The sequence below is a fragment of the Natronolimnohabitans sp. A-GB9 genome (assembly GCF_030848565.1).
Classification (GTDB): domain Archaea; phylum Halobacteriota; class Halobacteria; order Halobacteriales; family Natrialbaceae; genus Natronolimnohabitans.
The window spans coordinates 257343-270313 of record NZ_JAVDDV010000004.1; the positions used below are offsets into that span (position 1 = coordinate 257343).

The window sequence follows — 12971 nt, forward strand, 5'->3', positions numbered from 1 at the left end:
GATCGCTGCCGTCTGCCCCAGCGACCCCGCGACCTGCCCTGTGGTTTCGTCGGGGAATCTACAGCGACCGCCTCAGAACTCCTCGGTCGGCGGTGCGACTCCCTCGTCTTCGTCGCCACCCTCGAGGTCGAACTCCTCGCGAACCTCCCGAATTCGGTCCCGGATGTCGGCCGCCAACTCGAACTCGAGGTTGCTTGCGGCCTCCTCCATGCGGTCCTCGAGGTCGTCGATGTAGCGGGCGGCCTCGTCCTCGTCCGCGAGGCTCTTTCCGGAGACCTCGCTGGTGTCGGTCTTCGATCCGGGGAGGTTCGTCTCACCGATCTCCTTTTCGATCGTCGTCGGTTCGAAGCCGTGTTCCTCGTTGTACTCCTGTTGGATGCGACGCCGCCGCCGGGTCTCCTCGATCGCCGACTCCATGGCGTTCGAGGGGTCGTCGGCGTAGAGGACGACCTTGCCGTTGACGTTTCGCGCTGCACGGCCCATCGTCTGGACGAGCGTCGTCTCCGAGCGCAGGAACCCCTCCTGATCGGCGTCGAGAATCGCTACGAGCGAGACCTCCGGAATGTCCAGACCCTCTCGTAGGAGGTTGATCCCGACGAGGACGTCGATCTCTCCGAGCCGAAGGGAGCGGATGATCTCGTGGCGCTCCAAGGTGTCGGTCTCGTCGTGCATGTACTCGACGTTCACACCGGCTTCCTCGAGATACTCGGTCAGATCCTCGGCCATCCGCTTCGTCAGCGTCGTCACGAGGGTTCGTTCGTCGCGTTCGATGCGCTGGTCGATGCGATCCATCAGGTCGTCGATCTGGCCGCTTGCCGGCGAGACCTCGACTTCGGGGTCGACGAGGTGAGTCGGGCGAACGATCTGTTCGACGATCTGCTCGCTGTGTTCGCGCTCGTAGTCGCCCGGCGTCGCCGAGACGTACAGCAGCTGGCCCGTCTTCTCCTCGAACTCTTCGAACGTGAGCGGACGATTGTCGTAGGCCGTCGGAAGTCGGAAGCCGTTCTCGACCAGTGAGTCCTTCCGGGACTTGTCGCCGGCGTACTGGCCGCGGATCTGTGGGAGCGTGACGTGTGACTCGTCGACCACGGTCAGGAAGTCGTCGGGGAAGTAATCCAACAGCGTGTAGGGCGCCTCGCCGGACTCCCGATCCGAGAGGTAGACCGAGTAGTTCTCGATCCCCGAACAGTAGCCCGTTTCCTGCATCATCTCGAGATCGAACGTCGTCCGCTCGTCGATGCGCTGGGCGGCGATCATATCGCCCTGGCGCTCGAAGTAGGAGATCCGGTCGTCGAGATCCTCACGGATCTCGTCCATCGCGCGCTCGAGTTTCGTCTCCGGGATCGAGTAGTGTTCGGCGGGGTGGATGAGGACGGCCTGTTGGTCGCCTTTGGTCTCGCCCTCGAGGGGATCGACTTTGACCATCCGATCGATCTCGTCGCCCCACAGCTCGACGCGGACGGCGTAGCGGCCGTACATCGGGTAGATCTCGACGGTGTCGCCTCGCACCCGGAACGTGCCCTGTGTGAAGTCGACGTCGTTGCGCTCGTAGTTCAGGTCCACGAGTCGGGCGAGCAGTTCGTCGCGGCCGATCTCCTCGCCGACCTCGAGTCGCATCGACATATCGACGTAGTTGCGCGGATCACCGAGCCCGTAGATCGCCGACACCGAGGCGACGACGATGACGTCTTCCCGCGTCAAAAGCGAGCGCGTCGCGGAGTGGCGCAGACGATCGATCTCGTCGTTGATCGAGGCGTCCTTGTCGATGTAGGTGTCGGTCTGCTCGACGTAGGCCTCGGGCTGGTAGTAGTCGTAGTAGGAGACGAAGTACTCGACGGCGTTGTCGGGAAAGAGGGTCCGGAACTCCTCGTAGAGTTGGGCGGCAAGCGTCTTGTTGTGGGCGATGACCAGCGTCGGCTTCTGGATCGCTTCGATCACCCACGAGACGGTGTTGGTCTTTCCCGACCCCGTGACGCCGAGTAAGGTCTGTTCGTCCATTCCCGCGTTGAAACCGTCGGCCAACTGTTCGATCGCCTCAGGCTGGTCGCCCGCGGGATCGAAGGGCGCGTCGACCGTAAACGGTCGGTCGACGTCGGGACGGTCCGGCTGGAGGGGGCCTCGAGTGTCGCTCACGGTACCCCGGATATGTGGCCGACGAACTTGACCGCCACGGTCGACGCCGACCCGTTTCAGACGGTCTCCTGTCGTCACTGCCCGCCGATCACCGATCCCGTGTCGGCGATCGACGGGACCTCGGGACAGCAGTCCGTATCATACTGCCGGACAGCACGATTCGACGATCGGTCGCGCGACTGCGGCCGTCCCAACGGGTGACGGCCGCGAGTTCGCGACCGACGTGTCACTGACTGCTGTCCGGCAGTATCAGTTCTCAGCCTCCTGGGCCGCCGGCCCATCGGGCGTGAGCAACACTTCGAACTCGCGATCCTCGACGTCGGCCGGCGGGTCGAGATAGCCGACTGCGGCCGCCGTGTAGGGGGTCGCGAGCTCGAGTGTCACGTCGACCGAGGCGACGACCGCCCCCGGCTCGCCCGCCGGCGACACGTCGAGCGTGTAGTCACCGGCCGGCACCGCGACGTACTCCGAGGTCTCGCCGAAGGCCACGTTCTCGAACAGCGGCTGACCGGCAGCGCTGACGTCGACGGCCGGAGCGTCCGGTGCGGCGTGGGCGAGCCGGACCACCGCGGAGCCGGCGTCGGTCAACACGAGCACGTCGAACGTTCCTGCCTCGAGTTCGCCGATGGCGGCGAGCGTGTAGAAAGCGTTCTCGACGGTCACTTCCTCGTCGTAGACTACCGCCTCCGGATCACCCGCCGCCGTGATCGTAACCTGGTAGGTTCCCGGTGCGAGCTCGAGATACGGCGAGATATCGCGATAGGCGACGTCGGCCAACACTTGTTCGCCGTCGACGAGGATATCCACGTTTGGCGCGTCCGGTGAGAAGTGGGCTACACGGACGCCGCCGGTCGGCGGCGCTTCCGGGGGACCGTCGTTTGCCGGCTTCCCTTTTTCGTCCGCGGGCTCTCGTTTGTCGTCTGGATGGTCACCGCGTGCGTACACTGTACTCGGAACCGCTGCGAGTCCACCCGCAACACCCATCGCTTTCATCGCCGTTCGCCGTGATACTGGCATGGCACTCTCGAGAGCGAGCGAGATGCTAAAAAATCCGTTAGTCAGTAACGCTGGTAGTCGATTGATTTCCCGGCGACAGTCACAGTGTACGATGACGTTTCTCATGGTAGGGCGTCCGTATTGCTCGTTTTGCCGCCGTTCGGTCGGTGTAACGCGTGTGCGGAGTCGCTTTTTTCGTTGCCAGCAGCCGAACGTGGCCATTGCTCGCCCAACCGTTATGCGTCGTCTCGTATTGGCTCCGGACATGACCGAACAACTCCAGCAGGCACGCGACGACTTAGAGGAAGCGGCGAAGGCGGCCGACGACGACGTTCGCGACGACATTCGCGAGACTGCGGAGGCGTTTGCCGACTACGTGATGGGCGACACCAACCCCGATCACGCCCTTCTCGACGAACGCCTCAACACGCTCCGGCAGGTTCGCGAGGAGGCCGACGGCAACACCCGGGAGAAAGTCGAGTCGGCCATCGAGACGACCGAAGACTACCGCGAGCAGGTCGACCAGGCCTGATACGGACTGCTGTCCCGATCTCTTGCCGATCGCCGACCCCGTCCTGGCGATCGGCGGGCAGTGACGACAGGAGACCGTATGATACGCCCGGTCGTCGAGACTGCAAGGTGACTTTTTTCGGCGATGTTCGTGGTAACGGTGTTCAGATGGCCGACACGACCGCGAAGCGGTGGGAGTACGAGACGGTTCGTCCGCCGCGAAATCCGACGATGCAGGAAGCTTCCGATCCAGAGGAGGTCCTCAACGAGTTCGGAAGCGACGGCTGGGAGCTAATCGGCACGATCGATTACAGCGGTGGCGGGACGAAGTTTCTCGTCTTCAAGCGGCCGGTAGATGAGGAGCGCGATGAATGACGACTCGGAAGATCCGGGGCCGGCCAACACGATGCGCGAGCGCGCCGGTAACAGTCGACTCAAGTTCTGGTTCCTGCTCAAGGCGAACCGGCTGGTGCTGACTGGACTGCTCACACTCGTGTTCTTCGCGCTTTTCATGACTGGAATCTTCGTCAGGCCGACGCTCTCGGAGATGCTCGCACAGCGGGCCGTCATCGAGTCGATGTTTTCGACGATGCTCAGCGCGCTGATCACCGGCATCACCCTCGTCGTAACCATCAGTCAGCTGATCATCTCACAGGAGAACGGTCCGCTCGGCGACCAACGGCAGCGAATGAGCGAAGCGCTCGACTTCAGAGGGTACATGAAGGAGGTGACCGGCAAACCGGCTCCGGCGGATCCGTCGGCGTTGCTGCGTGAAATCGTCGACACGAGCGAAGAGCGCGCTCACGACCTCCGGGACTCGGTCCAGGAACTCGACGACGAGGAACTCGTCGAGGAAGTCGAGGCGTTCGTCGATAGCATCACCGGCAACAGCGAAGCGGTGCGCGAGAAACTCGAGGACGAACAGTTCGGGACGTTCAACGTGGTCAACGCTGCGCTGGACTACAACTACTCGTGGAAACTATTCCAGATCGATCGACTCGAAGACGACTATCAGGATGCACTCGAGAAACCGCAGTTCGAGGCGTTCGACGATCTCCGGACGTCGCTTGCGATGTTCGGACCCGCTCGAGAGCACGTCAAGACGCTGTACTTCCAGTGGGAGCTGATCGACCTCATGCGTCTGATTCTCTATGCAGGGATTCCGGCGCTGCTCGTTTCGGGAATGATGTTGACGTTCGTCGATCAGGCGACGATCCCCGGCAGTACGTTCGGGATCGACAACCTGCTCTGGCTCATCGGGTTGTCGTTTTCGATCACCCTCATGCCGTTCCTGCTGCTGACGACGTACATCACTCGAGTCGCAACGGTCGCAAAACGGACGCTCGCGATCGGTCCGCAGATCCTTCGTGAGTCACAGCGGTAGCCGTCGACGCTGCGTTCGCGTTCGACTTGTCGAACAACCGTCCGGCACTGACGAACCAGTCGGCCGGAACGCGATCATCTCGCAGATGCCGGCGCTTATCGCTCTCGGGGCGAGCGCTCGCTGACCGTCTCGACGATGGCTGCCTGCTCCATGAGCGTCACCAGGGCCACTCGCTTTCTCACTGTTCGGACGGCAACTGCCGGGACCGTGTCCCATCGTGCGGTCGTCTCCTCTCAGACGGACCGCTGTCTGTCAGTGCCGGCGCGATCGCTAGACGGTCACGGTCACGCCGGACCATCGGCACAGCATCCGGATCAGTCGTTATACTGCCGGACAGAACTATTCACCGATCGGTCGCGCTACTGCGGCCGTCCCAACGGGTGACGGCCGCGAGTTCGCGACCGACGTTTTACTGACTGCTGTCCCAGCGTGTCATAGAATCGTTCACAACGATCAGTAGAGCTGCGAACTGACCGGTGAAGGAGCCACCAAATGCGATTGATATTCGAACTGGTATGCAAGATATAGAGTGAATTCATCGGTCTCGCCTTTCTGGATTTGAGGATGGGAGTTTTGTAGCGACCGGATATAGAACGCACATGGAAGGAGAGTTGCATCGAAAGCTTGTCGAAGAATCTTCGGATATTGCGACGATCATCGATTCAGAAGGGTTCTCTTAGCCGAGAAGTGAAAACAAGGCATAGGATCCCACGAGCGACATCATCGGCGTGATCACCCAGAGTGTCACAACGCGAACTGCCGCTGCCTGGTGGAACAGACCTTCGGCAGACAGTTCCTCCGGGTCTTTTTCGCCGATGCTAGACACACCATCCCCGGATGCGTGCTGTCTGTCCGGGTGAGGAGTCTCGCCTTCAGCGAGTTCGCCCACAGTCGGGCCCGAATTGACCCCCTTGTTGCCTTCAACTGGGTGAAGTCTGAGTGCACCAGTCGTAAACTTTGGAGCGGATTCATCGGCGGGAGATCGTGTGACTATTTCTGCGAGCGTCCGCGCTCGGCTTGCACGGCCCCACCCGAGTCCAATAATACAACTGGTCGTACTCACGGCGAGACTGGCTGGAATTCCGAGCCACGATAGGACGGTGATAATCGTCGCACCCACGGTCGAAACAATGAGCGCAGCCAGAATCGGCATCTCAGTAATATCGTTGCCAACGGTCGCCAGCGTCCGCCGGGCAATCGTGAAGCCGCCCACGCTGATGGCCCCAATTGCGAGGAGAATCGCCGGGCTAGGGTCAAGGGAACCGTTACCGACAAGCGGGGCGACTGCGTTCGCCGCGTTCGAGGCCCCAGCACTGAACGCCATGTAGCAGGCAATTGCCACCACAAGCGCCGACCCGATCAGATCCCGAGGCGAGACGTTATCGTTGACCGATAGCCGTGGGAGTCTCCCCTGGGTATCGATTGCGATCAACGGGTTCGTGAGGCGACCGAATTCGAATTTGGCGTCGAGGTGCGGGTACAGATATCTGCCAATAAACACACCTGTGAAGACGGCGATCAGCGGGGCGACGATCCATGCCGACAGGATGGTAAACATTAGCGCAGTGTTGAGCGTCCCCGTTGCCAATCCGAGTCCGACGATTGCTGCGACGGCTGTCATCGAGGTTGACGCCGGGACACCGTAGAGGTTCGAGATCAGGAGTGCGAGCCCGGTAAAAAAGAGGACGCCAACGCTCGCTGCAGGTGTAAAGGCTGCTGCATCGATGATTTCGGTACTCATCGTCGTGATGACCTTCCGCCCAATCGTCCACGCTCCGAGGAACGCAAACACGGTAAACAGTGCTCCGGCGGTGACTTTTCTGACGGCCCGGCTGCCGACTGCCGGTCCGAAGGCGACCCCGGTTGATGACCCGCCGATATTGTACCCGACGAACACCGCCACCAGCAATCCCACGAGAATGAGTAATTCTGCCACGTGTCTGCGTTCGGTTCGCATGCGAAAAAATAGTGCCGTTTCACTGCTGAACTGTTGGCTCCGACCGATAGACGCAGTAACACGGATATCTAGGACCGATTCGTCCCCATACGGGTTGCCCAAAGATCAGTGATCGATATGCGCCTTCTCTCCATCAACCGTTGAACGGACATTTTCACAAGCTGTTAGAAGGTGGTCTGCATCCAGAGGCTGAGGGCATTGGAGAAGGGGGGTTTCGCTATATGATTGCTGGTAAGAGAGCCTGTACCGCCCGAAAACCAGTATCAACTCCCTAAGGACTCCCCTTTTTGCGCGCTCAGAGGCTGTAGTCAACACATGTATTTCATTCCGTCAGAGCCCAGCGGAACAATTTGCTGGAACTCTCGGCCAAGATTGAACACCAGAACGTGATGTAGCACCAGAGCGACTCATCTGAATGTTGTAATGAACGCGTTGACAGCGTCGTCACTTCCTGTGACAATGAGGCGGTCGTTTCCTTTGATTACTGAACCGGCTCCGGGATTTGTCAGCAATTCACCGTTCCGCTCAATGGCGACGACGGTCGCTCCGGTTCGGTTGCGGACAGCCGATTCCTTGAGCGTTCTGCCGACAAGCTCAGGGGCAGTTGTCCGGATAATTTCGAACTGTGTTTCCGGTGTGAGAACTTCTAACTGCGTTTCCGGTGTGAGACCTTCTTCGTCCTCTAAGAGAACGGATGAGACCATTCGCCCGGTAACGGTCGAAAGGGCGAGCACGTACTCGGCACCAGCCCGGTAGAGTTTTGCTGTGTTTTCGACATCGTTCACCCGTGTTATCACTTCGATATCGGGTGCCAACTCTTCGATTGCGACGGTAGCGTACATTGTGGTCGTGTCGGCATCCAGTGCCAACACGACAACGCTTGCATTTTCGACACCGGATTCAGAGAGTGTTTCCTGCTGATTAATATCGCCGGTAATATCGACTCTGTCGTCCTCAGTTATATCAACCACCGTGGGTGAAACGTCGTTTGTCTCCAGAACGTCGATGACTGCTTGCCCAACGACACCATAGCCCGCCACGATGACCTGCTCACTACCGGGGGTCATTGGAGAAATTGTTCGGCTCTTCACCTCTTGGAGGGCCTCGTGATTTCCGGCAACAAGCAAAATCGTATTTGCGTCAATCCGCGTATTGGGCTCCGGAGCAGGACTGAACTCACCATTGGACCAGATCCCATTGACGGTAATCCCGAGCTCTCTCGGCAGTTTCAATTCCGCAAGAGTCTGCCCTGCGAGGTCGCTGTTTTTCTCGACGAGGATTTCTGCGAGTTCAAAATCGTCACCGAGTTCAATCGTCTCTTGGAGTTTTCTTGTAACCGAGAGGGTCGCTTTATTGCCGAGCGCGCGACCAAGGGCTTGTCGAGGTCGAATCACCTGGTCAGCGCCCGCATACCGATGATACTCTGCATCCTGTTTATTCTCCGCGACACTCACGACCATCAGATCTTCCCGGAGTTCTCTAGCAGTAAGAATTACTGAGATGTTCTCTTCGTCAGAAACATCGGCCACCAGCGCCTGGGCTTCGTTGATGTTTGCGGCTCGGAACGTCTGCTCATATTCGGGATCGCCGCAGATCGCTTCGATTCCACGGGTATTCAGATCCAGCACCGTTTTGGGATCATCATCGATAATAACATAGGGGACATCCGCTGCCTCAAGCTTAGACCGAAGGACATCTTCGCGCGGGTTGTATGAACAGATGATGACGTGGTCAGTAAGTTCGGTCGATTCCTGTGGGTTATCTTTGAGGGCTTGTTGAAATAGCGGCACGACGAACAGCGGTAGTGCTAGAAACACGAGGAGCACGCCGGAAAGGTTCATCCAAACGACGATGAGATTCATGATGGCTGTGTTCCAGTACCCAGTATCGCCACCGAATCCGGCTGTCGTGAGTGCCTCAATGACGACTTGTAAGGAATCAAAAAACGCGATCTCTACCCCTTCAAACGTGAGCATTGCCCACTGGTAGAGGAGCGTGTACACAAAGACAAGCAGGGCCACGGCAGACAATAACATGACAATCCGTCGCTGCCATTCTATCATTATAGCTCGATAGGACTGATTTGATTAAGTATTCTTTTATTGTACAGTTGGTGTTGAATATGCGCGTTCCATCTTGCACGCGAGTCTTGACAAGACTTGGATAAGCAGAGCGTGCGAATCTTTCTATGACACGCTCGACTGCTGTCCGGCAGTATTACTATCGCTTCGCGTGCCGGGACCGGACTCCGGAATCGCCTCTTCGAAGTCCAGTTCCTCGAGACGTTCCCGGAGGTCCTCGCGCTCGTTCTCCTCGACGTGCTCGAACAGCGCCCCAACGACGGCCTCGACGAGTCGTTCGGGCCCGCCGACCTCGGCGCGGTCGGTCCGCTCCGGGACGCGCTCGAGAAATTCGTCGTAGTCGAACCGGCGACCCGAGGCACCCTCGACGAGGTGGGTACCGATCTCTTCGGGCAACTGTCCGTCGAGGTGGTGTGAGCGTGTCTCGTCGAGTCGTTCGCCAAGCGCCGACAGAACTGCTTGTGTCGCGTTCCGCGCGTCGGCTTCGCCCGCGGGGATTCGCCTCGTACTGAACCGACTGGTAGAACTCGTGGCGTTCCAGATCGACCGTTAGGCGGAGTGTTCCGTGGGAGTTGGGACGGCGAATGCCGGCGGGGACAGCGACTCGAAAGCGTGAATCCGTCTGGCTGGCGTTCAGCGAACCCCGCCATCGATCGCCCCACCACTATTAAAAACAACATCCAATGTCATTTTATTGGTGTATTAGTGGCTGTATGTGCTGACAAGCCATAGACAACAAAAATATTATATGATAGGTGTTAGAACGGAGTTCGTGTATGTCAGACGATGTTTCACGGCGGCGAATTCTTCAAGCCACCGCGGCGTCCGGTGTCGCGGTCAGTCTCGCCGGCTGTACGGGTAGTCTTCTCGGTGACTCCGCGTGTGACATGGGCGAAGACCTGATTGCCGCACTCTATGATGGAGCGTACGAGGAGGCCGCATCCTATGCGCCACACGAGTACGACAACGAACTCGACGAGGACGAACTCGCCGACGCTTACGAGTTCATGTTCGAGATGGGTGACGCCGGAGAACTCGAAGCCGTCTCCTGTGACTGTTCGGAGTCAGTCGACGAAGAGGAGATCGAAGCGGCGAACGAAGAGGGAGAACTCGATGCCGAGGTCGAAGACGCGAAAGAACTCCGCTACGAGGTCGAAGCCGAGATCGAGGGCGAGGCGGAAACCCGCTCGATGTATCTCAGTGCGCTCGAGATCGACGGCGACTGGTACGTCATGCCCGGCGACGAAGACGAGTTCGATTCGTGCGCTGAGTAGCCGCGTTCTCGCTACGACCACAGCGAACGTTTCGGATCGCGGCCTCACTCGCACTCGAGGGAATAACAGTGGTTCTGTTTGCCGGTTTCGTGCCCCGTCTCGTCTTCGAAAGCGACTGGAGAGTGCCTCACGTCGGCGGATACGCCGTCACTGCAGGAGTGGACTCACCGGCGACGAGGCTGCGGGCATCGATTCGTCGAAAAAGCCCTCGACGCCCTCGAGTTCGAAGACGAAGTCGGCACCGAACGCACCCGCGGGTGTCTGGAATCCCGGTTCGGTGTCCCCCTCGAGCACGCGCTCGGCGGTCGTTACGGCGCCGTCGACGGTGACGACGTACGGGTCGGGCGTTCGTAGCCGGGAGACGACCTGCTCACCGTCGTCTGTCTGCGCCTCGCCCCAGACGTACGCCGAGCCGCGTTCGCGTCGCCGCTTGGAGGGCCCCTCGCGGATCCCGGCCAGTTGCTTCAGCGTCCACCGCAGCGGTTTCGACTCGAACAGGGGCGCGAGGTAGCGATGCGATCGGAGCGCGAGCCGTGCCGGCTGGGGCATCACGGCGTACATCTCGACGTTCGGGATCCCGGTCGTGTAGTGGGTCGTACAGACGTCGCCCATCGGCATCGTCACCGCGGGACGCTCGCCGCGGCCGAAGTCGATCTCACGAGTCCGCCAGGCCGTCGGCACGCGCTCGAGGTCCCCGTCGCGGCGGACGGCACCCCCGGTGTCGGCGCCCTCGATAACCGTCCGAACGGTCCCGATCGAAGGGATTCGGAACGAATCGACGCCCAGCGCGAGGGAGTCGGCCTCTGGGAGCCGGTCCGCGAGGTGGGCGGCCAGACAGTCCATCGGGATCGTCGACAGCGCGGCGGCGGGCAGCAGGGTGACGCCCGCGTCGACGGCTTCGTCGTCGCGGTCACGAATCGACTCGATGACGGGGATCTCGCCGGTAATGTCGACGTAGTCGGTCCCGCTCTCGAGACTGCCATAGACGAGCGGCTCCGCAGTGTTCGAGAACGGCCCTGCGCAGTTGAGGACACAGTCGACGTCCGCGAGGGCCTCGGCAACGACGTCGTGATCCTCGAGCGAGAAACGTCGGCCCGGCTGGTCGAGTTCGTCGACCTGTTCGCGGAGCTTCTCTCGGTCGCGGCCGGCCAGGATCGGATCCAGCCCGCGGTCGATCGCTTCGCGGGCGACCAGCTCGCCGACGTAGCCGTACGAGCCATAGACGAGGAGCGTCGGCATCGACATATCCCGACTACGCGCTCCTAGCGGGTAAGCGACGGGCCGGCATTCTATCGGAGGGTCGTCGAATCCAAGACCTCACTCGAGTCGCTCTAACACCGCGTCTTTCTCGTAGGACAACGAGAGCGACCGCGACCGGCCGCGACCGTCGACCTCGGCGTAGTCGGCCTCGATCAATCCCAGCTGATCGAGTTTGTTGACGATCTCGGAGTAACGCGTGTAGCCGAGGTCGGTCCGCTCGTGGAAGGCCTCGTAGACGTCGCCAGCCTGCTCGCCGTCGTTGTCGGCGATCACCTCGAGCAGCGCCCGTTCGGTGTCGGTCAGCCCCGAGAGGCTCCGCGAGAGATCGATGTACTTGGACTTCTCGTAGGCCTCCTCGACGTCCTCGCGTTCGACGGTGGGGCTTGCACGCATCTCGGCGTTGAGGCCGGCCCGTCGGAGCAGGTCGATTCCGACCCGTAGATCGCCGCTGTCGGCGGTGAGCTCGGCGACGTACTCGAGGGTTGCCCGCGAGATGACGTCGTCGTTGAAACCGCGTGTGACGCGTTCGGAGAGGATGTCGACGATCTCGGGCTGGTCGTAGACCGGGAAGTAGACGTCCTCGGGTCGGAAGACGCTCTGGACCCGCGAATCGAGCTCGTCGATGACCTCGAGTGCGGGATCGGAAGAGACGACGATGACGCCGATTTTCGCGCCAGGGTACTCTTCGTGGGCCCGCAACAGCGAGTATAGCGTGTCGCTGGCCTCGTTCTCGTAGAAGAGGTAGTTGACGTCGTCCAAGGCGACGATGAGTGTTCGATCCTCCTCGACGAGCTTCTCGGCGATCTGACCGAACAGTTTCTTGAAGGAGATGCCCGACGACGGTGGTTCGTAGTCGAACGTCCCTTCGAAGAGCCGCGAGAACACCGAGTACCGCGTCGCGTTGACCTGACAGTTGACGCGGATCGTACGCACGTCGCTGGTCTGGGCTCCGATCTCGTCGAACAGCTTCTGAATGGCCGTCGTCTTGCCCGTTCCCGGGGGGCCGCGGGCGACGACGTTCAGGGGCCGGGAGCCACGCACCGCCGGCCGGAGCGCGTACGTCAGGCTCTCGGTCTGGCTTTCGCGGTGTTTGAACGTCTCGGGGACGTAGTCGATCTCGAAGACGTGTTCGTCCCTGAACACGGATTCGTCCCACGACAGCATCCCCTCCTCGGGGTCGTCCGCCATTACTTTCACCTCGCTGTCGGAGCTACTTAGTTCTTCGCCGCGACTCGGGCTAGGGCGCCTGTAACGCGTCATACGGACTGCTGTACCGCTGTCCTGCCGATCATCAAAACAGGGTCGGCGATCGGCAGGACGTGACGACAGCGGTTCGTCTCAGACGTGGGTCGGACGGCGATAGCGTCGGTACCGAA

The 12971-nt window shown here is 60.5% G+C and carries 11 protein-coding genes; 4 read left to right on the plus strand and 7 right to left on the minus strand.

Features of this window, described 5'->3' with window-relative positions:
- Positions 1–72: 72 nt before the first annotated feature.
- Both uvrB and RBH26_RS07890 read right to left on the minus strand, forming a co-directional pair.
- The gene (gene uvrB / locus RBH26_RS07885) at positions 73–2133 is read right to left on the minus strand and encodes an excinuclease ABC subunit UvrB (protein WP_306757652.1); all 2061 of its coding nucleotides are present in this window, start codon (positions 2131–2133) and stop codon (positions 73–75) included.
- Between the two features lie 249 nt (positions 2134–2382).
- On the minus strand, positions 2383–3150 hold the full coding sequence (locus RBH26_RS07890; protein WP_306757653.1) for a DUF4397 domain-containing protein: 768 nt from the start codon (positions 3148–3150) through the stop codon (positions 2383–2385).
- A 244-nt stretch (positions 3151–3394) separates the two neighbouring features.
- Here RBH26_RS07890 and RBH26_RS07895 point away from each other — a divergent pair, with 244 nt between their 5' ends.
- From RBH26_RS07895 to RBH26_RS07905, 3 genes are all read left to right on the plus strand, one after another.
- The gene (locus tag RBH26_RS07895) at positions 3395–3661 is read left to right on the plus strand and encodes a hypothetical protein (protein ID WP_306757654.1); all 267 of its coding nucleotides are present in this window, start codon (positions 3395–3397) and stop codon (positions 3659–3661) included.
- Between the two features lie 146 nt (positions 3662–3807).
- Entirely contained in the window at positions 3808–4014 is a 207-nt protein-coding gene (locus RBH26_RS07900) for a DUF4177 domain-containing protein (protein WP_306757655.1), read from the plus strand.
- Positions 4007–5023 carry a hypothetical protein gene (locus RBH26_RS07905; protein ID WP_306757656.1) on the plus strand — a complete coding sequence of 339 codons (1017 nt, stop codon included), beginning with the start codon at positions 4007–4009 and terminating at the stop codon, positions 5021–5023. The genes RBH26_RS07900 and RBH26_RS07905 overlap by 8 nt, the downstream gene beginning before the upstream one ends.
- A gap of 676 nt (positions 5024–5699) precedes the next feature.
- Here the strand turns inward: RBH26_RS07905 and RBH26_RS07910 are convergent.
- The 3 genes from RBH26_RS07910 to RBH26_RS07920 form a co-directional block, all read right to left on the minus strand.
- Positions 5700–6959 (minus strand): inorganic phosphate transporter, encoded by a 1260-nt coding sequence (locus tag RBH26_RS07910; protein ID WP_141463515.1) that lies wholly within the window; start codon positions 6957–6959, stop codon positions 5700–5702.
- 428 nt (positions 6960–7387) lie between these two features.
- Positions 7388–9043, minus strand: coding sequence for an NAD-binding protein (locus tag RBH26_RS07915; protein ID WP_141463516.1), 1656 nt, complete (start codon positions 9041–9043; stop codon positions 7388–7390).
- A gap of 123 nt (positions 9044–9166) precedes the next feature.
- On the minus strand, positions 9167–9604 hold the full coding sequence (locus RBH26_RS07920; RefSeq protein WP_306757694.1) for a DUF2267 domain-containing protein: 438 nt from the start codon (positions 9602–9604) through the stop codon (positions 9167–9169).
- Between the two features lie 233 nt (positions 9605–9837).
- Here RBH26_RS07920 and RBH26_RS07925 point away from each other — a divergent pair, with 233 nt between their 5' ends.
- Complete coding sequence (locus RBH26_RS07925) at positions 9838–10335, plus strand: twin-arginine translocation signal domain-containing protein (protein WP_306757657.1); 498 nt, start codon at positions 9838–9840, stop codon at positions 10333–10335.
- A gap of 147 nt (positions 10336–10482) precedes the next feature.
- Here RBH26_RS07925 and RBH26_RS07930 read toward each other — a convergent pair whose 3' ends face one another.
- Both RBH26_RS07930 and RBH26_RS07935 read right to left on the minus strand, forming a co-directional pair.
- Positions 10483–11574 carry a saccharopine dehydrogenase NADP-binding domain-containing protein gene (locus tag RBH26_RS07930; RefSeq protein WP_306757695.1) on the minus strand — a complete coding sequence of 364 codons (1092 nt, stop codon included), beginning with the start codon at positions 11572–11574 and terminating at the stop codon, positions 10483–10485.
- 78 nt (positions 11575–11652) lie between these two features.
- Positions 11653–12783 carry an ORC1-type DNA replication protein gene (locus tag RBH26_RS07935; RefSeq protein WP_306757658.1) on the minus strand — a complete coding sequence of 377 codons (1131 nt, stop codon included), beginning with the start codon at positions 12781–12783 and terminating at the stop codon, positions 11653–11655.
- Positions 12784–12971: the final 188 nt, after the last annotated feature.

What these genes read in the sequence shown, in the direction of transcription:
- RBH26_RS07890 (WP_306757653.1), bottom strand. Translation starts at nt 3,150, where the DNA reads ATGCCAGTATCACGGCGAACGGCGATGAAAGCGATGGGTGTTGCGGGT.
- RBH26_RS07895 (WP_306757654.1), top strand. Translation starts at nt 3,395, where the DNA reads ATGACCGAACAACTCCAGCAGGCACGCGACGACTTAGAGGAAGCGGCG.
- RBH26_RS07900 (WP_306757655.1), top strand. Translation starts at nt 3,808, where the DNA reads ATGGCCGACACGACCGCGAAGCGGTGGGAGTACGAGACGGTTCGTCCG.
- RBH26_RS07905 (WP_306757656.1), top strand. Translation starts at nt 4,007, where the DNA reads ATGAATGACGACTCGGAAGATCCGGGGCCGGCCAACACGATGCGCGAG.
- RBH26_RS07915 (WP_141463516.1), bottom strand. Translation starts at nt 9,043, where the DNA reads ATGATAGAATGGCAGCGACGGATTGTCATGTTATTGTCTGCCGTGGCC.
- RBH26_RS07925 (WP_306757657.1), top strand. Translation starts at nt 9,838, where the DNA reads ATGTCAGACGATGTTTCACGGCGGCGAATTCTTCAAGCCACCGCGGCG.
- RBH26_RS07930 (WP_306757695.1), bottom strand. Translation starts at nt 11,574, where the DNA reads ATGCCGACGCTCCTCGTCTATGGCTCGTACGGCTACGTCGGCGAGCTG.
- RBH26_RS07935 (WP_306757658.1), bottom strand. Translation starts at nt 12,783, where the DNA reads ATGGCGGACGACCCCGAGGAGGGGATGCTGTCGTGGGACGAATCCGTG.